This window comes from Myceligenerans halotolerans (assembly GCF_054782975.1).
The window spans coordinates 87,339-111,358 of sequence record NZ_BAAGRL010000033.1; the positions used below are offsets into that span (position 1 = coordinate 87,339).

The 24,020-nt window shown below is 72.3% G+C and carries 21 protein-coding genes; 9 read left to right on the forward strand and 12 right to left on the reverse strand.

What is annotated here, in order from left to right:
- Positions 1–62: 62 nt before the first annotated feature.
- The 4 genes from ACYVK5_RS19925 to ACYVK5_RS19940 form a co-directional block, all read right to left on the reverse strand.
- Entirely contained in the window at positions 63–983 is a 921-nt protein-coding gene (locus tag ACYVK5_RS19925; RefSeq protein ID WP_460707718.1) for a 16S rRNA (uracil(1498)-N(3))-methyltransferase, read from the reverse strand.
- 16 nt (positions 984–999) lie between these two features.
- Positions 1,000–2,121: a molecular chaperone DnaJ gene (dnaJ, locus tag ACYVK5_RS19930; protein WP_460707719.1), complete on the reverse strand. Its 1,122-nt coding sequence runs from the start codon at positions 2,119–2,121 to the stop codon at positions 1,000–1,002.
- Between the two features lie 115 nt (positions 2,122–2,236).
- Positions 2,237–3,253 (reverse strand): heat-inducible transcriptional repressor HrcA, encoded by a 1,017-nt coding sequence (gene hrcA / locus ACYVK5_RS19935; protein ID WP_460707721.1) that lies wholly within the window; start codon positions 3,251–3,253, stop codon positions 2,237–2,239.
- Between the two features lie 43 nt (positions 3,254–3,296).
- A complete protein-coding gene (locus ACYVK5_RS19940; RefSeq protein ID WP_460707722.1) occupies positions 3,297–4,391 on the reverse strand; it encodes an alpha/beta hydrolase in 1,095 nt (364 codons plus the stop codon).
- 248 nt (positions 4,392–4,639) lie between these two features.
- On the opposite strand from ACYVK5_RS19940, the gene ACYVK5_RS19945 reads away from it, so the two are divergent.
- From ACYVK5_RS19945 to ACYVK5_RS19960, 4 genes are all read left to right on the forward strand, one after another.
- Positions 4,640–4,825 carry a hypothetical protein gene (locus ACYVK5_RS19945; protein ID WP_460707724.1) on the forward strand — a complete coding sequence of 62 codons (186 nt, stop codon included), beginning with the start codon at positions 4,640–4,642 and terminating at the stop codon, positions 4,823–4,825.
- A 62-nt stretch (positions 4,826–4,887) separates the two neighbouring features.
- Positions 4,888–7,878 (forward strand): helix-turn-helix transcriptional regulator, encoded by a 2,991-nt coding sequence (locus tag ACYVK5_RS19950; RefSeq protein WP_460707725.1) that lies wholly within the window; start codon positions 4,888–4,890, stop codon positions 7,876–7,878.
- A gap of 172 nt (positions 7,879–8,050) precedes the next feature.
- Positions 8,051–8,923, forward strand: coding sequence for a DUF3097 domain-containing protein (locus ACYVK5_RS19955; RefSeq protein WP_460707726.1), 873 nt, complete (start codon positions 8,051–8,053; stop codon positions 8,921–8,923).
- Positions 8,924–8,992: 69 nt separating this feature from the next.
- Positions 8,993–9,586 carry a DUF4870 domain-containing protein gene (locus ACYVK5_RS19960; protein WP_460707727.1) on the forward strand — a complete coding sequence of 198 codons (594 nt, stop codon included), beginning with the start codon at positions 8,993–8,995 and terminating at the stop codon, positions 9,584–9,586.
- Between the two features lie 98 nt (positions 9,587–9,684).
- On the opposite strand, the gene ACYVK5_RS19965 is transcribed toward ACYVK5_RS19960, so the two are convergent.
- The 4 genes from ACYVK5_RS19965 to lepA all read right to left on the reverse strand — a co-directional run bounded on the left by ACYVK5_RS19965 (position 9,685) and on the right by lepA (position 15,135).
- Positions 9,685–10,740 carry a DUF2189 domain-containing protein gene (locus ACYVK5_RS19965; protein ID WP_460707728.1) on the reverse strand — a complete coding sequence of 352 codons (1,056 nt, stop codon included), beginning with the start codon at positions 10,738–10,740 and terminating at the stop codon, positions 9,685–9,687.
- 150 nt (positions 10,741–10,890) lie between these two features.
- The gene (locus tag ACYVK5_RS19970; protein ID WP_460707729.1) at positions 10,891–11,850 is read right to left on the reverse strand and encodes a hypothetical protein; all 960 of its coding nucleotides are present in this window, start codon (positions 11,848–11,850) and stop codon (positions 10,891–10,893) included.
- A gap of 109 nt (positions 11,851–11,959) precedes the next feature.
- A complete protein-coding gene (gene hemW / locus ACYVK5_RS19975) occupies positions 11,960–13,252 on the reverse strand; it encodes a radical SAM family heme chaperone HemW (RefSeq protein ID WP_460707730.1) in 1,293 nt (430 codons plus the stop codon).
- The gene (lepA, locus tag ACYVK5_RS19980; RefSeq protein WP_460707732.1) at positions 13,252–15,135 is read right to left on the reverse strand and encodes a translation elongation factor 4; all 1,884 of its coding nucleotides are present in this window, start codon (positions 15,133–15,135) and stop codon (positions 13,252–13,254) included. The genes hemW and lepA overlap by 1 nt, the downstream gene beginning before the upstream one ends.
- A 244-nt stretch (positions 15,136–15,379) precedes the next feature.
- Here lepA and ACYVK5_RS19985 point away from each other — a divergent pair, with 244 nt between their 5' ends.
- The 5 genes from ACYVK5_RS19985 (at position 15,380) to ACYVK5_RS20005 (ending at position 19,459) form a co-directional block, all read left to right on the forward strand.
- The gene (locus ACYVK5_RS19985) at positions 15,380–16,156 is read left to right on the forward strand and encodes an HAD-IIA family hydrolase (RefSeq protein WP_460707733.1); all 777 of its coding nucleotides are present in this window, start codon (positions 15,380–15,382) and stop codon (positions 16,154–16,156) included.
- A 29-nt stretch (positions 16,157–16,185) separates the two neighbouring features.
- On the forward strand, positions 16,186–16,944 hold the full coding sequence (locus ACYVK5_RS19990; protein WP_460707734.1) for a maleylpyruvate isomerase family mycothiol-dependent enzyme: 759 nt from the start codon (positions 16,186–16,188) through the stop codon (positions 16,942–16,944).
- Positions 16,945–17,104: 160 nt separating this feature from the next.
- Positions 17,105–18,394, forward strand: coding sequence for a cytochrome P450 family protein (locus ACYVK5_RS19995; RefSeq protein ID WP_460707736.1), 1,290 nt, complete (start codon positions 17,105–17,107; stop codon positions 18,392–18,394).
- Positions 18,395–18,417: 23 nt separating this feature from the next.
- The gene (locus tag ACYVK5_RS20000) at positions 18,418–18,849 is read left to right on the forward strand and encodes a type II toxin-antitoxin system PemK/MazF family toxin (RefSeq protein WP_460707737.1); all 432 of its coding nucleotides are present in this window, start codon (positions 18,418–18,420) and stop codon (positions 18,847–18,849) included.
- Positions 18,850–18,886: 37 nt separating this feature from the next.
- Complete coding sequence (locus ACYVK5_RS20005; protein ID WP_460707738.1) at positions 18,887–19,459, forward strand: type II toxin-antitoxin system PemK/MazF family toxin; 573 nt, start codon at positions 18,887–18,889, stop codon at positions 19,457–19,459.
- Positions 19,460–19,593: 134 nt separating this feature from the next.
- Here ACYVK5_RS20005 and ACYVK5_RS20010 read toward each other — a convergent pair whose 3' ends face one another.
- From ACYVK5_RS20010 to ACYVK5_RS20025, 4 genes are read right to left on the reverse strand one after another with little or no spacing between them, the layout of a single operon-like run.
- Positions 19,594–20,280, reverse strand: coding sequence for an ABC transporter ATP-binding protein (locus tag ACYVK5_RS20010; RefSeq protein ID WP_460707739.1), 687 nt, complete (start codon positions 20,278–20,280; stop codon positions 19,594–19,596).
- Positions 20,280–21,977, reverse strand: a complete 1,698-nt coding sequence (locus tag ACYVK5_RS20015) for a branched-chain amino acid ABC transporter ATP-binding protein/permease (protein WP_460707740.1) — start codon at positions 21,975–21,977, stop codon at positions 20,280–20,282. The genes ACYVK5_RS20010 and ACYVK5_RS20015 overlap by 1 nt, the downstream gene beginning before the upstream one ends.
- Positions 21,977–22,852, reverse strand: coding sequence for a branched-chain amino acid ABC transporter permease (locus ACYVK5_RS20020; RefSeq protein ID WP_460707741.1), 876 nt, complete (start codon positions 22,850–22,852; stop codon positions 21,977–21,979). Before ACYVK5_RS20020 ends, ACYVK5_RS20015 begins: the two co-directional genes overlap by 1 nt.
- A gap of 27 nt (positions 22,853–22,879) precedes the next feature.
- A complete protein-coding gene (locus ACYVK5_RS20025; RefSeq protein WP_460707742.1) occupies positions 22,880–24,013 on the reverse strand; it encodes an ABC transporter substrate-binding protein in 1,134 nt (377 codons plus the stop codon).
- Between the last annotated feature and the right edge of the window lie 7 nt (positions 24,014–24,020).

A 24,020-nucleotide genomic window follows, 5' to 3' on the forward strand; every position in this document is an offset into this window, starting at 1 on the left:
GACAACCCCGGGATCAGGACAACCCCGGGATCAGGACAACCCCGGGTCAGGACCGCCCCGGGTCAGGACCAGCGGCCCAGGCGTTCGTTCAGCATCGCCACCGCCACCGGGCCCGCGGTCGACGTGCGCATCACGTGGGGGCCCAGCCGGGCGGTCACGGCGCCGGCCGCGGTCAGGGCACCCACCTCCGCGTCGGAGATCCCGCCTTCCGGGCCGACGATCAGCAGCAGCTCCCGCCGCTCCCGCCGCCCGGCGACGGCAGGATCCGTCCCCGGTTCGGACACCGCCTCCGAGTTCGCGGTGTCCCGGAACGTCGCCCCCTCCCCGGAAGGCACAGCCTCACCGGAGGCCGCCGCCTCCCTCTCCTCCGCCGACGCCGCCGTGCCCGCGGGCGCCGCCCCCGCCGGCAACGGCACCCCCCGCAGCGGCGTCGTCGCCTCCTCGTGGAGAACGACGACGGTGCCGCCAGCGCCGACCACGTCCCGCACCCGTGCGGTGAGCTGTTTCGTCGTCAGCGGCGCGGCCACCTCGGGAACTCGCGCCCGCCGCGCCTGCTTCGTCGCCGCGCGCACCGTCGCCACCCATTTGGCCTGCGACTTCGCCGCGCGGGGTCCGCGCCACACCACGATCGACCGCTCGGCCTGCCACGGCACGACGGCGTCGACACCTGTCTCCGTCGCGGCCTCGATCGCCTGTTCGTCCCGGTCGCCCTTCGCGAGCGCCTGGACGAGGGTCACGACGGGCACCGGCGGGTCCTCGGCCACCACGCGCTGGACCCGGAGGTGGACGTGACCGTCGTCGACGGACTCGACCACTCCTTCCAGGCGCAGGCCGTCACCGTCGACGACGTCGATCCGCTCGCCCGGCCCGCGACGCTGCACGACGCCGGCGTGGCGCCCTTCCGCGCCGTCGAGCACGAACACCGAGTCGACGCCGTAGTCGCCGAGCGGCGTGCCCTCGGCGAGGAAGACCGGTGCGCTCATCGCGGGCCCACCGGGTTCAGCGTCCGGACAGCTTGTCGCGCAGGCGGGAGAAGACTCCCGGGTGCGCGGCGGCCAGGCGCGGCTCGGGGCGTTCCTCGCCGCGTAGCGCCGAGAGCTGCCGCAGGAGCTCGGTCTGCTCGTCGGTGAGTCCGGTCGGCACCTGGACCTCGATGTGCACGTTGAGGTCGCCTCGCCCGCTGATGTGCAGGTGGCCCACGCCCAGGCCCTTGAGCGTGACGATCTGCCCCGGCTGGGTGCCGGGCCGGATGTCGATCTCCTGCGGCCCGTCGAGCGTGTCGAGCGAGAGCCTCGTGCCGAGCGCGGCGGCCGTCATCGGGACGGGGAGCGTGCAGTGCAGGTCGTCGCCGCGGCGCACGAACGTGTCGTGCGACTTCTCGCGGATCTCGACGTACAGGTCGCCTGCCGGGCCGCCGCCGGGGCCGGTCTCCCCCTGCGCCGACAGCTTGATGCGCGTCCCGGTGTCCACGCCGGCCGGCACGTTCACCGTCACGGTGCGCCGGGAGCGCACGCGGCCCTCGCCGGAGCAGTCCGGGCAGGGCTCCGGGATGACCGTCCCGAACCCGCCGCATGCGGAGCACGGCGCAGTGGTCATGACCTGGCCGAGGAACGACCGGGCGACCCGCTGCACGGAACCGCGCCCGTGGCAGACGTCGCAGGTGCGGGACGTGGTTCCGGGGCGGGCGCCGTCGCCGGTGCAGGTGGAGCACACCACGGCGGTGTCGACCTGGAGCTCGCGCTTGACGCCGAACGCGGCTTCGGCGAGGTCGATGTCGAGCCGCACCAGAGAGTCGTTGCCGCGGCGCGCGCGCGGCACGGGGCCGCTCGGCTGGCCGCCGCCGAAGAACGTCTCGAAGATGTCCTGGAATCCGAACCCGTTCCCGAATCCGCCGCCGGCGCCACCACCGGGGGCGCTGGGGTCGACGCCCATGTCGTACTGCTGGCGCTTCTCCGGGTTGGAGAGCACCTCGTACGCGCGCGCGACGTCCTTGAACTTGTCCTCGCCGTCGCTCCCGGCGACGTCCGGGTGCAGGGTGCGGGCGAGCTTGCGGTACGCCTTCTTGATCTGCTCGGGCGAGGCGTCCCGCGGGACACCCAGGATCTCGTAGTAGTCGGTCACAGGTCTCTCTTCGCTCGCTCTGGGTCGGAAGGCAGCGCTGCCCGACGGTCGTCGTGGCGCACCCGGGTCTGCGGGTGGCGCTGGTCGTCGGGCGGGTCGGTCGGGATCCTGGGGCTCACGTGGGCAGCACCCGGGACAGATAACGGGCCACGGCACGCACCGCGGCGATGGTGCGTGGATAGTCCATGCGCGTCGGCCCGATGGAACTGAGCAGGGCGACCGTGTCCCCGTCGGTCCCGTAACCGGTGCTCACCACGGACGCGCGCGAGAGCCCGGCCAGTCTGTTCTCGTGGCCGATGCTGACCGCCACGTTCTCGTCGGACGTCATCTCGGTCAGCAGCCCCAGGAGCACGACCTGCTCCTCGAGCGCCTCCAGCAGCGGACTCAGGCCCTGGTCGAACCCCATGCCCGCGCGGGCCAGGTTCGCCTGGCCCGCCACGACCAGCCGTTCCTCCTGCTCCTCGTCGAGTGCGCTGGTCACGACCTCGCCGATCGCGGTGACGAGCGGCCGGTGCTCCGGCGCGACGACGGCGGCCACCTCGCCGAACGCCACGTCCATCTGCGTGAGCCGGCGCCCGGCGGCCGCGGCGTTGAGCCGGGCACGCAGTTCCCCGAGCGTCGCCTCGTCGGCGTCCTCCGGCACGTCGAGGAACCGCTGCTCGACGCGCCCGTTGTCGGTGATGACGACGACGAGCAGCCGGCTCTCGCCGGTGGGCACGAGTTCGAGGTGCCGCAGCCCCGAACGCCGCAGCGACGGGTACTGCACGACGGCGACCTGGCCGGTGAGCTGCGCGATGAGCCGGCCGGCACGCCCGATGACGTCGTCCAGGTCGACCGCCTCGGACAGGAACTTCTCGATGGCCCGCCGCTGCGGCTGGCTCAGCGGCCGGGCCTCGGAGAGCCGGTCCACGAACAGCCGGTAGCCCTTGTCCGTGGGGATGCGGCCGGCGGACGTGTGCGGCTGGGCGATGTACCCGGCGTCCTCGAGCGCGGCCATGTCGTTGCGCACCGTGGCGGGCGAGACGCCGAGCTGGTGGCGCTCGGTGAGCACGCGTGAGCCGACCGGCTCCTGCGTGTGCACATAGTCCTCCACGATGGCACGCAGCACATCAAGGCGACGCTGGTCGCTCATGGGGTCACCTCCGCCCAGCACTCTCGTTCTACGAGTGCCAATCTTACGCGGGGTGACCGACACGCCGAACGCGCCGCGCCAGGGCCGCCTCCGTGATCCGTGCCGCACGTGCCAGGTGCCGCCGCGCGTTGCGGCTGGCGCCCGTCGCGTTCGCGAAGGCGTGCACGTGTCCGCTCGCCACCTGCACCGTCGTCGGGACCCCCGCCTCGCGCAGCCGCTCGGCGTAGGCCAGGCCCTCGTCGCGCAGCACGTCGAACCCCGCGACGACGACGTGTGCGGGCGCCACTCCCGTCAGGTCCTCGGCGAGCATCGGCGACACCCGCGGGTCCTTCGTCTGGCCGGGTTCGGTGAGGTAGCGGTCCAGGTACCAGTTGACGCGCGCGGCAGGAAGGCCGTACCCGTCGAACATCGTGCTCGACGGGTACCGGGTGGTCGCGTCCGTCGCCGGGTAGAGCATCAGCTGGAAGTCCGGCCCCCCGGCACCGGGGCCGGCGGGGCCGTCGTCGTCCCGCGTCAGGTTGGCGACGACCGCGGCGGCGTTGCCGCCGGCACTGTCCCCGCCGACGGCGACCGGGAGGCGGCTCAGGTCAGGCCGCCAGCGGCGGGAGTTGTCCCGCACCCAGCGGAACGCGGTGACGGTGTCGTCGACGCCTTCGGGGAACGGATGCTCGGGGGCCAGCCCGTAGCGGACCGCCACGATCACCAGGTTGGCGCTCAGCGCCAGGGAGCGGCAGACCGGGTCGGCCGTGGACAGGCCACCCACCACCCAGCCGCCGCCGTGGTACCAGACCAGGACGCCGTCGGGCCGGCGGTCCGGGTCGGCCTGGTACACACGCAGCGGGATGCGGTCCCGCGGACCGGGAATCGTGAGGTCCTCGACCCGGCCGACGGCGGGCCGCGACCCCATGACCCTGGCCTGGCGTTTCACGCGGTCGCGGGTCTCGCCGACACCGGCGTCGGGCAGAGGGCGCAGCACGCGGAGCCGCTGGGCGATGCGCACCTCCGGATAGAGGGTCTGCCCGTCGATGACGTGCGGCGCACCCGCGAGCCGGCGCAGCACCGGCTCCGGGATACGGCCGATTCCCACGGCCGCGGCGTGCGCGGCCCCGACAGCGAGGTCCACCAGGAGAGGCGCCATGTTCAGAAGCTACCGGCGCGACGCCGAACCCTCGCGCCGGGGCGGCCTCTAAGGTGCACACCGCCTGCTCGGCCGTCCCCCGGATCCGGCGTCTAGGGCGATGCCTTAGGCGGGCACCGCGCCCGCCCGGATCGGGGTCGCGAAGATACGGCGACCGCCCGATCCGCCGGTGCTACCTCATCGCCGAGGCTGGTACCAGCGCCGATGAGGAACCGGCGACCGACCGCCAGAAGGTAGAGGGATCAGAGATGTTCGGGTTCACCGATTACTCCGAGTACCGCCGGAACGAGCAGGAGATCACCCGCCGGAACGAGCAGAAGCGACACGAGCGCGAGATCCGGGACGCCCGGAGGACGAAGGACGCGCGGGACACCGGCCGTCGGGCCGGCCGCCCCGCCGCCGAGCCCCGCGCCACCCGGGCACGCTGGGCATGACCGGGGCGGGCCGCGAAACGGCCGCAGCGGGCACCGGCGAACCGGCATGGGACGATGCTCCCATGCCGGTCAGCCGTGCCCGTCTCGCGGGTCGCACCCACGAGCTCGCGGAGCTGCGGACGGCGCTGGACGAGGTCCGCGCCGGCGCGGGGCGCACCGTGATCGTGGCCGGCGAGGCCGGGATCGGCAAGACCCGCCTGATCGAGGAGCTGACCTCGGCGGCCGCGGACGCCACGGTCGTCGTCGGACAGTGCGCCGACTCGGGGTCCGGTCCGGTGCCCTACGCCGCCCTCACCGGGGTTCTTCACGGCGTCGTCCAGGAACTCGGCACGGAGGCCGTCCTCGCGGCGGCCGGACCGGCTGCCGGTTCGCTGTCCGTCGTCGCGCCTCAGCTCGTCGAGCCCGACGGCGACCCCGGCGCCGAGCGCCTCCCCGAGGTACTCGCGAGCCTCGCCACCGGCCTGGCGGCCACGCGCCCCGTCCTGCTCGTCCTCGAGGACCTGCACTGGTCCGACGACGTCACGCGTGCCCTCGCCGTCCGGCTGGCCCGCATCGCGCCCGCCGGCCTGCTCCTGGTGCTCACCTACCGCAGCGACGACGTCGGGCGCGGGCACCCGCTGCGCGCCGCCGTCGCCGAGCTCGACCGCGCGCGGGTCGCGACGCGCCTCGACCTGGGCCGTCTCGGGGAGGACGAGGTCCGGACGATGGCGCACGACCTGAGCGACGCGGCCGACCTCGACCCCGCCGCCCTCAACGACCTCGTCGAACGCAGCGCGGGCGTGCCGTTCTACGTGGAGGAACTCGCGGTGTTCCTCGGCTCGGAGCTGCCCGGGTCGCTGCGGGACATCCTCCTGCTGCGCTACTGGCGCCTGAGCCCGCAGGCCCAGGCGCTGTGCCGGGTCGTGGCCGCCGCCGGGCCGCGCGTCTGGCACGACGTGCTCGACGACGTCGTCGCCGACGCCGGCCCTGCCGTCGGTGACGACCCCGACCAGATCACCCGCGAGGCCGTGGAGGGTTCCGTGCTCGTCGCCACCGACGTGGGCTACGAGTTCCGGCACGCCCTGGTGCAGGAAGCCGTCTACGCCGAGCTCCTTCCCGGCGAACGACGCCGGCTCCACGCCGCGTACGCCCGCGCCCTGACCACCGCGCTCACCACCCGCACCCGGTCGGTCGCGAAGCTGTCGCGCATCGCCGACCACTGGTGGAAGGCGGGTGTGCTGGACAACGCCCTCGCGGCCGCCGTCGTCGGGCACGACGCCGCGGCGGGCGCGGCCGCGGTCTCCACCGCCGTGTCCCTGGGCGAACGAGCCCTGGAGCTCTGGGAGCAGGTGCCCGACGCCGCGGGCGTCGCCGGGCGGACGCACCACGAGCTGCTCATGCACGTGGCCGAGTCCGTCCGGGGCTCGACACGGACCGAGCGGGCCCTGGCCCTGGCGCACGAGGCGCTGGCCGAGTGGCCGCAGGATGACCCGGTCGGCCTGGCCCGTGCTCGGACGACGACGGCTCTCATCGCGGGCCATGCCGGGACGGACGAAGGGCCGGACCTGCTCGACCGCGCCCTCGCCCTGGTACCGCCCGGCGTCGATGACTCGGTGCGCGCTCAGGTCCTGATCATGCGGGCGCGACATGCCATGCTCGCGGGATGGCCGAGCGAGGCGATCGAGGCGGCGAACGGCGCCTATGACGCCGCGGAGGCCGCCGGGGACCGCCCGAGCCTCGCCACCGCCCTGAACCTGCGTGGCGTGAGCCGGCACCTGACGGGCGACACCGGGGGCCTCGACGACATCGAGCACGGGTTCGAGCTCGCGGGCACCGACTGGTACGCGGCGAGCCGCTACTACATCAATGGGTCGGACGCCCGCCTGATCGTGGGCGACTGGGCGGGTGCGGAGGCCATCGCCGCCCAAGGCGCCGAGCGCCGGCACGGCTCCACGGGCGGGAAACTGTCCATACCCGACGGCACGCGTTCCATGCTGGGGGGAAACATCGCCGAGGCATGGATCGGGCAGGGACGGTGGGCCGACGCCGCCACCTGGTACGAGCGCCAGATCCCCCTGTTGCACACCAGCATCCACGCCGCGTACCTCACCGAACGCTGGACATGGCTCTCGATGTGGCGAGGTCTGGTCGACGAGGCCCAGGCCGAGGCGCGGCGGCGGTCTGCCACCTGGGATCGGTTCGGGAGCCTGGAGGTGCAGGTCCGGTCCAAGGTGGCCGTCACCCAGGCGGAGCTCGCGCTGCTGCGCGACGAGCCGGCTCAGGCCCTGCTCCTCGTGTCCGAGGTCGTGGCCGCAGGACACCAGGCCCTCCCCCCGTACGACCTGCCGAGGCTCGCCGTCGCGGCTCGGGCGATCACACGCCTGCGAGCGGCGGGTGAGGTCGTGGACGACGCACCCTACCGTGCCGCGATCGACGCGTGCTCCTTCTGGCGGACGTACCCCGTGTGGGCGGCGCTGTTCGAGGCGGAGCTCGGTACCGGGCCGTGGTCCGCAGTCGTCGACCTGCCCGGGCCCGCCCATCTCCGCCCGTACGCGCTGTACCGGGAGGGTGAGGCGCTGCTCGACGCCGGCGACCGGGCCGGCGCTCGCGACCGGCTGGAACGCGCGGTGGCCGAGGCCGAGCGCATCGGCGCGGGGCTCATCACCGGCTGGGCGAGCAGGCTGCTGGAGCGGGCGGGGCTGGCGGCGAGGCGTACCGGGGCGTCGGGCGCGCAGGCCGGACGGTCCGGCGAACTGACAGGACCGTCGGCCGAGGCGGGCGGGCTGCCGGGCGGGCTCTCGGAGGGTGACAGCAACGAGCGTTCCGGGGAACCACGTGCCGAGGGCCGGTCCGACGCAGCGAACGCGGTGGCGTCGTCGGGCACGGAGCCGCTGGTGTCGCTGACGGCGCGCGAGCAGCAGGTCCTCGATCTGGTCGCGAAGGGGATGACCAACGGCGAGATCGCCGGTCGCCTGTTCATCTCGCCGAAGACGGTCTCTGTGCACGTCTCCGCGATCCTGCGCAAGCTGGGTGTCTCGTCCCGCACGGAGGCCGCTCTCCGCGGGCGTTCGTAGGTGCCGTACGGCGGGGGCAGTCGGACGGATGTCGAGTGGTCGGCGCGTTGTCGGATGGTCGGTCCCCCGGGCGACCGACTTCGCGACATCGGGCCGACCGCGCGGCTCCGAGGGTCGGGTGGTCGGCGTGGCCTGCCGGGGGCGAGGGCGCCAGCGGCCTACGATCGGCGTCGTGCACGACCGATACGGAGCCGACGTCCTGAACCCCGAGTTTCCCGGGGCGCACCGCGGGCGGCGCAAGCCCGAGACGCGGCCTGTCGTGGCCGAGCCCGGACTCGTCGTCGAGGACGTGGAGACCGGGTGGGTCGGCGCGGTGGTGCGGGTCGAGAAGTCGGGCGGGATGCGGGTCGTCGTGCTGGAGGACCGGCGCGGGCGGACGCGGTCGTTCCCGCTCGGCCCCGGCTTCTGGGTCGAGGGGCGGTCCGTCGAGCTCACGGCGCCGGTCGTGTCCGGCGCCCCGCGACCGCCGTCGCGCACGGCCTCCGGATCGGTGGCGGTGCCGGACTCGCCCGCGCGTGTGGCGCGCGGCTCGCGCATCTGGGTCGAGGGGAAGCACGACGCCGAGCTCGTGGAGAAGGTCTGGGGCGACGACCTGCGCATCGAGGGCGTGGTGGTCGAGATGCTCGACGGCGTGGACCACCTCGCCGAGCGGCTCGCGGAGTTCGGGCCCGACGACGGCCGCCGGGTGGGAGTGCTCGTCGATCACCTGGTCCCCGGGTCGAAGGAGCGACGACTTGCCGACGAGGCGCTCCGCGAGGTCCGGCCGGGCTCCGTGCTCGTGCTGGGGCATCCCTACGTGGACGTGTGGCAGGCGGTGAAGCCCGGGCGGCTGGGGCTGGAGCGCTGGCCGGTGATCGAACGCGGCGTCGAGTGGAAGCACGGGATCCTGCGGGAGCTGGGCTGGCCTGCGGCCTCGCAGGCAGATGTGGCGCGGGCCTGGCAGCGGATCCTCGGATCGGTGCGGGACTTCCGCGACCTCGACCCCGCCCTGCTGGGCCGGGTCGAGGAACTCATCGACTTCGTGACGGCGCCCGGGGCGGCCTGACGGCATCATTACGACAACGACCGCGTGGTTGTCAGCCCATTACCGCGTGCGAAGCCCTAGGGTGGGTGTATGTCCGAGACGCCCCAGACTCCCGGCGCCGAGCCGAACCCGCAGCCGGGTGCGACGCCGCAGCCGGAGTCCACGCCCCAGCCGAACTACGACCCCCAGCCTGGCGCCGCCGGTGCGCAGCCCCCGGCCGGTGACCCGGCCGCCGGTGCGCCGCAGCAGCCGTACGGTGCGCAGCCGGGTCAGCAGCCCTACGGCGCCCCGCAGCCGGGTCAGCAGCCTTACCAGGGTGCGCCGGGCTACGCACCACCGGTTCCGCTGCGCCCCGACGAGGAGCGCACCTGGGCGCTCGTCGCGCACCTCGGCGGCCTCATGTGGATCATCGGCCTGGGTTTCGTCCCCTCGCTCATCGTCTGGCTCGTGTACAAGGACCGCAGCCGGTTCGTGGAGGCCGAGGCGAAGGAAGCGCTGAACTTCCAGATCACGCTCGTCATCGCCGGTATCGGGATCGCCATTATCACGGCCATCACGTTCGGGCTCGGCGCGCTCCTCTACCTGGTGTTCATCGCGGCGCTCGTCTTCATGATCATGGCCGCCGTCGAGGCGTCGAAGGGGCGCCCGTACCGCTACCCGGTCAACATCCGCCTGATCAAGTGATCGGGTTCGCCTGATCCCACATCGAGGTGGTGGGTCCCCGTGGGGGCCCGCCACCTCGGTCGTGTGAGAGCAACTGTCTCGCGCTGCGGAGCTGTCCGTCAGGCCATGACCGGGCCGCCGGTGAGGCGGCGGTACGCGAAGGACAGGGCGATGTAGCTCAGCGGGATCGTGACCAGCAGGCCAAGGCCGCACGGGATCAGTCCCAGGATGTTGATCCCGAACAGGGCGAGTTCCAGGAGGAACACCGCGCCGAAGTTCTGCCCCACCAGCTTGAAGCTCGCGATGAAGGCTTCCCAGGCGTTCTGGTTCTTGTCGATCACGCCCTGATAGGTGAAGACGGCGAAGACCAGGACCACCGGAAGGCCGATGAGGCACAGCAGCACGCCGACGAACTGCGCTGCCATCAGCAGGAGCGCGGCGACGACGATCATCCCGAGGTTCGGCGCCCGGAACAGGGACGCGAACGTCGGCTTCCGGCCCGAGACCTCACTCAGGGCAGCGTTGGTTCCCAGGCCCTGGAGGATGCCGACGAGCACCGCTCCGATCAGGCCCAGCAGCGAGCCGCCGGTGTCGATCTCGGCCGACGCACGGCCGGCGTCCCACACGTCCTGGTAGCTCGTCGCGTTGCCCGTGTTGAACACGATGCCCACGACGAGCAGCAGCAGGGCGAACAGGATCCAGACCAGCGCATTACCCGCGAACTTGCCCCAGCCGTACCCGAGCGCCTCGCCGACCCGGAAGCTTCCGGTCGGCACACCCGCGCCGCCGCCCGCCGGACCGCCACCGCCGTACGGGGGCGGCGTGCCCTCTCCACCGGGAGGCGGCGCCCCGAATCCGCCGCCGGGCTGGACCCCGGGCCCCCCGGCGGGCTCAGCCCCGGCTGCTCCTGCTCGGGACCCCTCGGCCCCCTCGGGCGAGGACGCACTGTGCCGGCCATGCGGCGAGGCCCCGTATCCACCGGACGGCGGCGCCGCTGCCGGAGTCGCCCCGGCGGGTGGCTCCGCGGACGACGGCGTCTCGGATGCGGGTTCGGCGGGCTGCCGCGGTTCTGCGGGGCGGTCGGACGTCGGTCGCTGCTCGGCATCGTCCGTACCCGGTGCGTCGGGCTCGGGGTCGCGCGGGTCGTCGGGATCACGCGGCGGGTTCTCGGTCATGGTGCGACTTCCTCTCGGGACTCTCCCGAGCAACTGTCACCCGCAGCCCCGCACGTCGCGACCCGAACTCGCACTCACCGGTCGATAGCGGGCACCAGGAGGCCGCGCGAGCGCCCGGCGGGCCGCAACCCACCCGGGCGATCGCCGGGATCAGGCCGCCAGCTGCTCCGCCTCGATCGGCTCGCCATGCAGCCTCCGGAAGAGGTGCGCGCCGAAGATCGCCGAGAACGGCCAGACCACGAAGAACGCGAGACCACACGTGCACACGGACGCGAACGCGTACCCGACGACGATCAGGTACGCGAGGACGACGATCCCTAGATGAGACGTCACCAGTTTGACGCTCGAGGTGACCGCCTCGATGGCGTTCATGTCCTTCGCCAGGACGAAGTAGGGCGCGGCGATCATCAGCACGCCGGCCACGATCGAGAGAAGCCAGCCGGCGACGGGGATCATCCCGAGCACGGTGCTGATGACGACCATGAGGAGGGCGAGCAGCAGGATGCCGGCCCAGTTCCGCAATGCGAAGAAGTCGCCGAAGCCGATCCGCTGCTTCCGCGTGGACGCCAGCCCGGCCGCGTAGAACGTCATCGAGATCACCTGCAGCATCGCGCCGGAGAGGGCCCCGAACACCACTGCGGCGGGCTCATACGACGCGGCCGTCATCTCTGTCTCCCACCGAGCGATCGCCGCGGGATCGGGGGTCGTCATCAGAGCTGGAAACTGAGCGAGCGCCGACCCGAACCACGGGTTCATCACGGCGTAGACGACGATCCCCACCACGAAGAGCAGCAACCCCATCACGATCCAGACCCCGGCGTTCCGGCCGAACGACTGCCAGGCGTACCGGTGCGACTCACCGATCGACGGGGGCGCCCAGGGCACCGAGTGACCCATGGGAACCGGGGTCTGAGCCTGATATCCGGGCGGAGCGTACTGGCCGTACTGCGGCTGCCCGTACCGCGGAACGCCGGGCTGCTGCTCACCGGGGCCCTGCGGCCCATTCGGCGGCTGCTGCCAGCCGCCGCCGGCGGCAGGCCGCCCGTACGGGTCCTGCGGATCCTGCGGGTTCTGCCCGCCCTGGCCGGGCACGCCACCGTCGTTGCTCATCGACTCATCTCCCGAAGAGGTGCTGGTGGCCACAACCTAGCCTCACTGGCTGACACTCCCAACCACATAGCCTGTGCCGATACCGGATCGCGGCCGATACCGGATCGCGTCAGGCCGTGAGCTCGCGCACGACGGCGTCGGCGAGCAGCCGCCCGCGCAGCGTCAGCACGACCCGGGGTGGCACGCCCCCGGCGCCGAGCGCGGCCGCGCCGTCGAGCAGCCCGCGGGCGACCAGGCCCGCCACCGCCTGGCGCCCGGCCGGCCGCAGCACGCCCAGGTCGAGTCCCTCGGCCAGCCGCACACCCAGCATGACCCGCTCCAGGTAGGCCTCGTCCTCCGTCAGCAGTTCCCGGCCCGCACCCGGCGATCCCCCGGCCTCGAGTGCTGCCGCGTACCGCCGCGGGTGCTTGACGTTCCACCAGCGCACGCCGGCGCGGGCGCCGTCGGCCCCAGCCTCCGCCACGTCCGCGGCCGCCACGTAGGAGTGCGCCCCCGGCCCGATCCCCCACCAGTCGTGCCCGCGCCAGTAGGCCAGGTTGTGCCGGCAGGCGTCGTCGTCGGTCCGCGCCCAGTTCGACACCTCGTACCAGCCCAGGCCCGCCGCCGTGAGCAGTTCGTCCGCGAGCTCGTACTTGGCGGCCTGGTCGTCCTCGTCGGGCAGCGTGAGCTGCCCGCGCCGCACCTGGGCCGCCATCTTCGTGCCGGGCTCCACCACGAGTGCGTACGCCGACACGTGGTCCACCCCCGTTGCGGTCGCCACCTCGAGCGACTCGCGCCAGTCGGCCAGTGTCTCGCCCGGGGTGCCGTAGATGAGGTCCAGCGAGACGCGCAGCCCGGCGTCCCGCGCCCACCGTACGACGTCAGGGATCCGCGCGGGATCGTGCGTCCGCTCCAGCGTCGCCAGCACGCGCGGCACGGCGGACTGCATCCCGAACGAAACCCGGGTGAACCCGGCCTCGGCCAGCGCCTCGAGGTACGACGGCGTCACGCTGTCCGGATTCGCCTCGGTCGTGACCTCGGCCCCGGGCTCCAGCCCCCACGCGTCCCGGACGCCGTCCAGCATCCGTACGAGGTCGCCCGCGGGCAGCATCGTGGGCGTCCCGCCCCCGAAGAACACCGTCGAGGCCGGGCGTTCCGGCAGCCCGACGTCGGCCAGGACCTTCGCGGCGAGCGTCACCTCGCGCAGTGCGGTGTCGGCGTACGCGACCTGCGACGCCCCGCCGCCCAGCTCGGCAGCGGTGTACGTGTTGAAGTCGCAGTACCCGCACCGCACGGAACAGAACGGCACGTGGACGTACACCCCGAACTGCCGCTCCGGGGCGACGCCGGACCGCGCCGTGCCCACCCACGCAGGCAGGGCGCCGTCGTCGGGCACCGGAACACCATCGGGCAGTGCCGGCACTACTTCTTCTTGTCCTTGCCCGACGACGGGTCGCTGGACAGCGCGGCGATGAATGCGTCCTTCGGGACCTCGACGGACCCGATGTTCTTCATGCGCTTCTTGCCTTCCTTCTGCTTCTCCAGCAGCTTGCGCTTACGGCTGATGTCACCGCCGTAGCACTTGGCGAGCACGTCCTTGCGCATCGCCCGCACCGTCTCGCGTGCGATCACGCGCGCGCCGATCGCGGCCTGGACCGGGACCTCGAACTGCTGCCTCGGGATGATCTCCTTGAGTTTCGCGGTCATCAGGACGCCGTAGTCGTAGGCCTTGTCCCGGTGCACGATCGCGCTGAACGCGTCGACCTGGTCGCCCTGCAGCAGGATGTCGACCTTGACGAGGTCGGCCGTCTGGTCGCCGGTGGCCTCGTAGTCGAGCGACGCGTAGCCACGGGTGCGGGACTTGAGCTGGTCGAAGAAGTCGAAGACGATCTCCGCGAGCGGGATGGTCCAGCGCAGCTCGACGCGGTCCTCGGACAGGTAGTCCATGCCCTGCATCTGCCCGCGCCGGTCCGTGCACAGCCCCATGACGGTACCCACGAACTCGCTCGGCGTGAGGATCGTGGCCCGCACGACCGGTTCGCGGACGTCGCGGATCTTACCGGTGGGGAACTCGGACGGGTTGGTGACCTTGACCTCCTCGCCGTCCTCCATCGTGACGTCGTAGATGACGTTCGGCGCGGTCGAGATGAGGTCGAGGTTGAACTCGCGCTCCAGGCGCTCCCGCACGATCTCCAGGTGCAGCAGGCCGAGGAATCCCACGCGGAAACCGAAGCCCAGTGCCACCGACGTCTCCGGCTCGTAGTTGAGCGCGGCATCGTTCAGCTTGAGCTTGTCGAGGGCCTCGCGCAGCGCCGGGTAGTCCGAGCCGTCGATCGGGTACAGGCCGGAGAACACCATGGGCTTGGGGTCGTCGTAGCCCGCGAGCGCCGTGGTGGCCGGCTTGTGGGCGTTCGTGACCGTGTCACCGACCTTGGACTGCCGCACGTCCTTCACACCGGTGATCAGGTAGCCCACCTCGCCGACGCCGAGGCCCTTGGTGGGCGTCGCGTCCGGCGAGTGCACGCCGATCTCCAGGAGCTCGTGCTGCGCGCGCGTGGACATCATGACGATGCGCTCGCGCGGGTTGAGGTCGCCGTCGATGACGCGGACGTAGGTGACGACGCCGCGGTAGGTGTCGTAGACGGAGTCGAAGATCATGGCGCGAGCGGGAGCGCCGGCATCGCCGGTCGGCGCGGGAACGGTCGCCACGATCTTGTCGAGCAGGACCTCGACGCCCTCGCCCGTCTTGCCGCTGACCTTGAGCACGTCCGACGGTTCGCCGCCCACGAGGTGCGCGAGCTCCTCGGCGTACTTCTCGGGCTGCGCGGCCGGCAGGTCGATCTTGTTCAGGACCGGGATGATCTCGAGCTCGTTCTCCATGGCCAGGTACAGGTTGGCCAGGGTCTGGGCCTCGATGCCCTGGGCGGCGTCGACCAGGAGCACGGCGCCCTCGCAGGCGGCGAGGCTGCGCGAGACCTCGTAGGTGAAGTCGACGTGGCCCGGCGTGTCGATCATGTGCAGCGCGTGCGGCGTCTCGGTCCCGTCCTCGCCGATGACGGCCCACGGCATGCGGACGGCCTGGGACTTGATGGTGATGCCGCGCTCGCGCTCGATGTCCATGCGGTCCAGGTACTGTGCCCGCGCGTCCCGGGGCTGCACCACGCCGGTGTACTGCAGCATCCGGTCGGCGAGCGTCGACTTGCCGTGGTCGATGTGCGCGATGATGCAGAAGTTGCGGATCAGCTCGGGTGCCGTGGCGTTCGGCTGGATGCGCGCGGTGGCGGGCTCGGTGGGGATCGGGGGCAAGGCGGGTTGCTCCTGGACTGTGGTGGGCGGCGATGCGTGAGTCTGTGGACGACGGCGGCGTGGCCGGGTTGGCCTGACCACTGACCGTCAGGGAAATTGTCCCACGGGTGACGGGAGCGGGGGGTGGTGTCTCTGTCGCCGGCCTCGTGCGAGAGACGCCGGCCTCATCCTGCCGGCGCGACCTCTAAGCTTGCGCGCGAGGCGGGATCGTGGCCCGCCCCTGGCGAACGAGGAGCGACACACGATGTCCGAGCGCGAGATCAAGTCCTGGCTCACCGACATGGACGGTGTCCTGGTCCACGAGGGGACGGCCCTGCCCGGCGCGGCGGACTTCGTCGAGCGCCTGCGCGACAAGGACGTGCCGTTCCTCATCCTGACCAACAACTCCATCTTCACGGCACGTGACCTGCGAGCGCGTCTGGCGTCGAGCGGTATCGAGGTGCCCGAGGACGCGATCTGGACGTCCGCCCTGGCGACGGCCCAGTTCCTGCACGACCAGATCCCCGGCGGCAGCGCCTACGTCATCGGTGAGGCCGGCCTGACCACGGCCCTCTATCAGGCCGGGTACACGCTCACCGAGTCCGACCCGGACTACGTGGTGCTCGGCGAGACGCGCACCTACTCCTTCGAGGCGATCACCAAGGCGATCCGGCTGATCCACGGCGGCGCGCGGTTCATCGCGACCAACCCCGACGTCACCGGTCCCTCGCAGGAGGGGCCGCTGCCCGCGACCGGCTCGGTGGCCGCCATGATCACCGCGGCCACGGGCCGCAAGCCGTACTTCGTGGGGAAGCCGAATCCCATCCTGTTCCGCTCCGCGCTCAACCAGATCGGCGCGCATTCCGAGGTCACCGCGATGATCGGGGACCGGATGGACACCGACGTGCTGGGCGGCCTCGAGGCGGGGTTGCAGACCTTCCTCGTGCTCACCGGCTCCACGCGGCCCGACGAGGTGCAGGACCACCCGTTCCGCCCCAGCCGGGTCGTGGACTCGATCGCGGACCTGATCGACCTGATCTGAGTGTCGGTGTGCGGCGCTACCTTGGGCCCATGACGACGGCAGGCATCCCGGACTACCTCCCCCTGCTCGAGCGACTGCAGAACGCCTTCCACGCCTCGATCGACGGCGTCGATCCTGCGGCGGTCGTGCCCGCCTGTGGTGACTGGACGGCGCGAGGCCTCGTCGAGCACCTCGCCCAGATCCACCACTGGGCCGGCGCGAAGGCCCGTGCGCGGGACACGCCCGGGCTGGGGCCGGGGCCGTACGACCTGGCGCCGCACTATGCGGCGCAGGCCGCCGAGCTCCGGGAGATCCTCCGCCTCCTGGGGCCCGACGCGACGGCGCACGTGCTCTCCTACCCGGAGCCGCTCGGCCCGGGGCCCGCGTCGTTCTGGCACCGGCGCCAGGTGCACGAGACGCTGATCCACCTGCACGACCTGCGTGCGGCCGCGGCCGGGCACGCGCGCGAGGACCTCGTCGCGGACGTGCCGCCCGTCGTGTGGGCCGATGCCGTGGACGAGGTGGTCACGCTGTTCCAGCCGCGCCAGGTGGGGCTCGGGCGGATGCGTCCGCTGCGGGTCCACGTACTGCTCGAGGCCGAGGACGCGCCGGCCCCGCACGCCTGGGTGCTCGGCGCCCCGGACCGGGACCGCGCGCAGGAGGTCGTGCCCGATGTGACGGTGACGGGCCCGTCCCGCTCCCTCGCCCTGCTGCTGTGGGGCCGGCTCACGCCGGACCAGGCGAGCGTCGCGGTGGAGGGAGACCGCCGGGACCTGGACGCGGCCCTCGCGGAGCCGATCGTTCCCTGATCGGCGTCCGAGGGGCTAGCAGCCGGGACAGGGTTCCGCCACTCAAGTGAAGGTGAAATACTCCCAGATAGGTGCCCATTTCGACCGGTTCCCGGCACGATGGGCACGGCCCGCGCCATAGCGGGCTCAACCCACTTGTCCCGACTGCCGGAGCACCGACATGCCGCACCCCGTGAGGCTCACCGAGCTCACCGATCTCATGCCCATCACCCGGACCACCACGGCTCAGGACCCCCACGCCGTCTACCGAGATCTGCGCGAGCAGTGGGGGCCGGTCGCACCCATCGAGCTGGAGCCCGGCGTCCCGGCGTGGCTCGTGCTCGAGCACGCCGACATCGTCCGCATCTCCCGGGACGACACGCTGTTCTCCCGTCGCAGCGAGAACTGGAACGGCCACGAACGAGGGCTGCTCCCCGCCGGCAGCCGCCTGCCGCCCATGATCCCGGCCAGCGAGCGGTTCTCCTCCCACTTCCAGGACGGCGCCGAGCGCGCACGGCTGCGGGCGCCGCTCGACGACGTCTTCAACGACCTGGACGAGCCGTTGCTCGGTGCGATGCTCCGGCGCACCTGCAACCAGCTCATCGACGAGTTCGCCGAGGACGGGAAGGCCGACATCGTCTCCCAGTACAGCGCCGTCCTGCCCCTGCTGGCCGTCGGCCAGCTCTTCGGGTTCGACTTCCGGACCGGCCGCCGCGTCGCTCACCTGGCGCGCGAGGTGATGAGCCCGATGGCGAACAACACCGACGTACTGCCCGAGCTCGAGGGCCTCCTCACCGAGCACATCCGCGCCAGGTACGCCGAGCCGACCGACGATCTCACGAGCCGGCTGATCGAGCACGGCGCCTTCACCGCACCGATCGAGGTGGCCCACTCCCTCATCACCGTCCTCGCCGGTGCGAACGGACCGCTCGAGTCCTGGGTGTCGGCCACCCTGCTCAGCCTGCTCACCGACCAGCGCACGCCCGGCAAGGTGGGCAGCGGCTACTACGGCGTGGACCAGGCCATGGAGGAGACCCTGTGGGGCAACTCCCCGAGCGGCAACCTGCCGCCGCTCATCGCGACCAAGGATTTCCTGATGGGCGACAAGTACATCGAGCGCGGTGACGCCCTGGTCCTCGCGGTCAGCGCGGCCAGCCACGAGATCGCCCGGCAGAGCCAGGATGCCTGGGACCGCGCCGAGAACCGCAGCCAGCTCGCCTTCGGCAACGGCCCGCACCGCTGCCCGGCTCCGCGGCTCGCGCGCATCGTCACGCGGAACGCCGTCGACACCCTGCTGAAGCGGCTCGACGTGCGCCTCGCCGTCGACCTCGACCAGATCGACTGGATCCCGTCGCCGTGGGAACGCCGGCCGATGCGGCTGCCGGTGACGTTCACGCCGCCGATCGAGGTCCGGCCGCACTGGAGCGACTCCCAGGTCCCCGCGTACGCCGGCCGGCCGGTGCGCACCTGATCCGATCCGGTAGCGTCCACTTCGTGACATTTTCAGCAGAGAACCCGTATCCCGGCGACTTCGAGGGTGAGGTCCACCCCATCTACAACCCGGAACTGGACGGCGAGCCCGACCCGGGCGAGGTCGTGTGGACCTGGGTGCCCTACGAGGAGGACCACGCCCAGGGGAAGGATCGTCCGGTGCTGCTGGTCGGCAAGGACGGGCCGTACCTGCTCGGTCTGCAGCTCACCAGCAAGGACCACGACCAGGACGCTCTGCAGGAGGCACGCGAGGGCCGCATCTGGATGGACATCGGCACCGGCCGCTGGGACCGGGACGGTCGTGACTCGGAGGTCCGCATCAACCGTGTCATCCGGATCGACCCGGACGACGTGCGCCGCGAGGGCGACATCCTCGACGAGAAGATCTTCGACGAGGTCGTGAAGTACATGGACCGCGCCCTCGAACTCACCTGAACCGCGCCCTGTCCCGGTCGGCCGGTAGCCTTCCCGCGTGAGCGACAACCGGTGGATCCGGCTGCTCGGCGAGATCGCCCAGGCAGTCATCAAGGCATTCCTGTCCGACGGCGGCCGTGGTGCGTCGTCCCGCGACGCGTCGTCGGACACGCGGGCGCCCAAGCCGCGGCCGCCGGTGGACGGCCGACGAGCGTCGCCGGGACCGTCGTCGGGCAACGGCGCCTATCCGGGCGACTTCACGGGGACCATCCGGCCCGCCTACTCCCCCGACCTGGACGGTGAGCCCGACCCGGGCGAGGTCGTGTGGACCTGGGTGCCCTACGAGGAGGACCACAGCCAGGGCAAGGACCGGCCGGTGCTGCTCGTGGGGCGCGACGGCAAGTGGCTCCTCGGCCTGCAGCTCACCAGCAAGGACCACGTGCAGCACGGCAAGCAGGAAGGCCACGGCGGTCGCCGCTGGATGGACATCGGCACGGGCGGCTGGGACCGCCAGGGTCGCCCCAGTGAGGTGCGGCTCAACCGGGTCATCCGGATCGCCCCTGACGCGGTCCGCCGCGAGGGCGACATCCTGGACAAGGCGATCTTCGACAAGGTGGTCGCGGCGCTCTGAGCGGGCTGCGCGCCGCGTGGTCGGTCTGAAGTCGTGACGCAGGTCGCCCGAGGGACCGACCATCCGACGTCGGACCGACCATACACAACCGGCGGCCCCGGGCCCGTCCGCGGTCCCCCGCGGCAGGCGCCGGTTCAGCCCAGGTACGCCTGCACGACGGCCTCGTCCTCCAGGAGCTCGGCCGCGGGGCCGGACCGCACCACCTCGCCGCCCGCCAGCACGTAGCCGTGATCGGCGGCGGCCAGGGCGCGGCGCGCGTTCTGCTCCACGAGCAGCACCGCCGTCCCGGCATCGCGGATCTCGGCGATGACGCGGAACACCTCGTCGACGATCTTCGGCGCGAGCCCCATCGACGGCTCGTCCAGCAGCACGAGACGCGGCCTGGCGACGAGCGCCCGCCCGATGGCGAGCATCTGCTGCTCGCCGCCCGACAGCGACCCGGCGGGCAGGTCGCGCCGCTGCGCGAGCACGCCGAACCGCTCGTAGACCTCGCCGATCAGGCCCGGCCCGGAATGCCATCCCGCGAGCCTCAGATTCTCGTCGACGGTGAGCGTCGCCAGGACCTGCCGCCCCTCCGGCACCTGGACGAGCCCGGCCTTCACGAGCCGGTGCGCGGGCCAGCGCGTCACGTCGCGCCCGTCGTACGTGACGGTGCCGACGGCCGGCCGCACCACGCCCGAGACGGCGTTGATCACCGAGCTCTTGCCCGCGCCGTTCGCGCCGACCAGCGTCACGAGACCGCCGTCGGGCACATCGAGGGACAGCCCGCGCACCGCGTGCACGCGCCCGTACCGCACATCCAGGTCTCGAACCGTGAGCATCAGTCCGCCTCCGTCCCGAGATAGGCCGCCACGACGTCCGGGTGGTCGCGCACGTGCGCGGGTTCGCCCGAGGCGATGACGGCGCCGAAGTCGAGCACCGTGACCCGGTCGCAGGTGCGCATCACGAGGCCGACGTCGTGCTCGATGAGCAGGACCGTCAGCCCGTCGTCGGCGAGCGAGGTGATGAGGTCGCCGAGCGCCGCCGCCTCGACGCGGTTCATCCCGGCAGCGGGCTCGTCGAGGATCAGCAGCGCCGGGTCGGCGGCCAGTGCGCGCGCGATCTCGACGCGCCGCTGGTCGCCGTAGGACAGCTCCCCGGCGGCGAGGCCCGCCTTGTCGGCGATGCCGACACGTTCCAGGCAGGCGCTCGCGTGCACGACGGCGGCTCGCTCCTCCCGCCGCGCCGAGGGCAGCCAGAGCAGGCGGCGCAGGTAGGTGCCGCGGGTGACGAGGTGGGCGCCGGCGAGCACGTTGTCCAGCACCGACAGCCTGCCGAACAGCTTGGCGTGCTGGAACGTCCGGGCCACGCCGGCGGCCGCGACGCGGTGCACGGGCGTACGGACGGGGTCGGTGCCGAGCACCTCGACCGTGCCGCCCGACGGCGGGACCAGCCCGCTGAGGATGTTCACGCACGTGGTCTTCCCGGCGCCGTTGGGCCCGATCAGGCCGACGACCTCCCCGGCCCGCAGCTCCAGGTCGACGCCGCGCAGCGCGTGCACGCCGCCGTAGTCCTTGGAGACGCCGGTCAGCCGGGCCACGACGTCCCCGGCGCTGACCTGTGTACGACGGCGGCCGCGCCGGAGCGTGCCGGAAGCGCCGTCGTCGGCGGGCGCACCTCCCGCGCCGGCCACGAGCGGTCGCGTGCCGCGGCCGGCCGGGAAGAAGCTCGCCAGGCCGCCGGGCCGGAACAGGATGACCGCGAGCAGCAGCAGGCTCGCGAGGAACGGCCGGATCCAGCCCGCCTCCAGCCCGGCGGCCCGCTGGATCTCCGGGACCAGGGTGAGGAACGCACCGCCGAGCACGGGACCGAACCACACCGTGGAACCGCCGACCACCGCCATGACGAGACCGTCGATGGCGGAGGCGAAGTCGAACAGGCCCGGGTCGATGAAGCGCATGGTGAACGCGACGAGCGCGCCGTACGCGCCGGAGATCGCGCCCGCCGTGACGAACGCGGTCAGGCGGTGCGCCCCGACGTCGATCCCGGTCGCGCGGGCGGCGAGCTCGTCCTCACGGATCGCGGCCAGCGCCCGCCCGTAGCGGGTGGGGCCCTGCCGCCAGAACAGGTAGGCGACGACGGCCAGCAGCGCCCACGCGATGCCGGGGGTGACGATCTTCGGCACGCTCATGCCCTGCGCGCCGCCCGTCCACTCGGCGTTGACGAGCAGGATGCGCACGGCCTCGGCGAACCCGAGGGTCGCGATGGCGAGGAAGACGCCGCGCAGCCGCATGGTCGGGAGGCCGAGCAGCACCGCCGCGACGGCTCCGACGACGACACCGATCCCCAGGGCGACGACGAGCGTGACGGCGTCACCGGCCTCGGCGGGGTCGGGGGCGAGCACCGCGGACGCATAGGCCGCGAGCGCGGCGAAGCCCGCCTGGCCGAGGCTGAGCTGCCCGGCCACGAGCACCGCGTAGAAGGAGAAGGCGAAGATCCCGGCGAGCGCGACGAAGACGAGGGTGGAGTCGGTGAACATCACACCTCCCGCAGCCGTCGGGACCCGAAGAGTCCCTGCGGGCGCAGGATCAGCAGCCCGAAGAGCAACGCGAACGCGACGAGGTCGCGCCACGAGGACCCGATGTACTGCACGGCGAGCACCTCGGAGACGCCGAGCAGCAGTCCGCCCACGAGCGCGCCGGGCAGTGACCCCATGCCGCCGACGATGATCACGGCGAGCCCCTTGAGCTCGATCGCGGACCCCATGCCGAGCTGTGCGCTGTTCACGTTCATCGCGAACAGCGCGCCCGCCACCGCGCCGAGCGCGGCGGAGATCGCGAACGTGGTCGCGGTGACCCTGTCCACGTCCACGCCGAGCACGCGGGCGGCGGTGGGGTTCTCGGCCACGGCCCGCATGGCGCGGCCGAGTCGTGACTTCGCGACGAGCCACGCGAGGGCGACCATCAGCACCACGGAGATGATGAGGATCGACGCCTGCAGGATCGTGAACCGGGCGCCGAGCAGCTCCAGCTGCCCGTCGGGGAACGTTCCGGCCGGGAATCTCCGGGTGTCCGGCCCGTAGCGCCACTGCAGCAGCGCGATGATCATGCCGCCGAGCGCGATCGACGAGATGAGGCCCGCGAAGTGGGCGTCGGCGCGCCCCTTGAGCGGGCGGAACGCGACGCGTTCCACGACGATGCCGAGCACGCCGCCGACGACGGCGACCGCGGGCAGGGCCGCCCACCAGGGCAGCCCTGCCACCTCGACGAGCTCGATCCCGATGAACGCCGACGCCGCGAACACCGACGGGTGGGCGAGGTTCAGCCGGTCCAGGATGCCGAACACGAGCGTGAACCCGATCGCGAAGAGGGCGTAGATCGACCCGACGAACAGGCCGTTGAGGAGCTGTTGCACAGTGCTTGCCGTTCTGTTCCCGGGAGGTCAGTCGAGGGCGACGAACGCGCCGTCGGTCACGACCTGGACGACGGCCTCGTGCTCGGCGTCCCGGGCGTCGTTGATGGTGAGCGCTCCGAGCACGGTGTCGAGCCCGTCGATCGTGCCGAGGCCGTCCTTGATCGCCTCCGGCTCGCCGGAGCACTCGGCACGGACGGCGGCGTCGATGGCCATGAGACCGGTGTAGGCCTGGGCGGCGAACTGGTCCGGGGCCTTGCCGTACTCCTGCTCGTAGGCGGTGAGGAAGTCGGTGTTGAGCTCGTTCTGCGTCGCGGCGGAGTTCCAGGCGGCGCCGACGACGACGCCCTCGGCCGCCTCACCGGCGTCGGTCATGAGCTGCGGGTTGTTGAAGCCGTTGCCGCCGACGATCGGCACGTCGAGACCGGCCTCGCGCGCCTGGGTGACGAGCGGGATGGCGGCCTCGATGAGAGCGGAGACGATGATGGCGTCCGGCTCGGCCTTCGCCGCCTCGGTCAGGAGCGGGCGGAAGTCGGTGTCCGTCACGGAGAAGGTCAGGGTCTCGGCGACCTCGACGCCCTCGTCCTCGAGCGCCTGGGCGAACACGTCGTAGCCCGACTCGGTGAACGCGTCGTCGTCGCTGTACATGACGACGACCTTCTCCAGGCCCTCGGACTCGGTCACGGCGGCGACGGTCTGCGGGATGACCTGGCCCTCGGTGAGCGAGACACGGTGGATGTACTCGCCCTGCTCGGTGATGCCTGCCGCCGTGTTCGAGACGGCGACCACGGGGACGCCCTCGTCGTTGGCGATCGGCTGTGCCTGGAACGCGGTGGTGGACAGCGTGGGCCCGATGATCGCGGACATGCCGTCGTTCGTGAACTGCTCGAAGAGGGTGATGCCCTGCCGCTCGTCCGTCTGGTCGTCCTCGACCGCGAGCTCGTAGGTGACGCCGCCCTGCTCGTTCAGCTGCGCCGCGGCGAGTTCGAGCCCGTTGCTCTGCGACTCCCCGTAGCTTCCGGCAGCTCCCGTGAGGGAGAGCGCCGCGCCGACCGGGACGGGGTCGGGGATGGTGCAGTCGGCGCCGGAGCCCTCGCCCTGGAGGTTCCCGCTGCCTTCCGAGCCGCCCGACCCACAGGCGCTCAGGCCCAGCAGGGCAGCCATCGCAAGG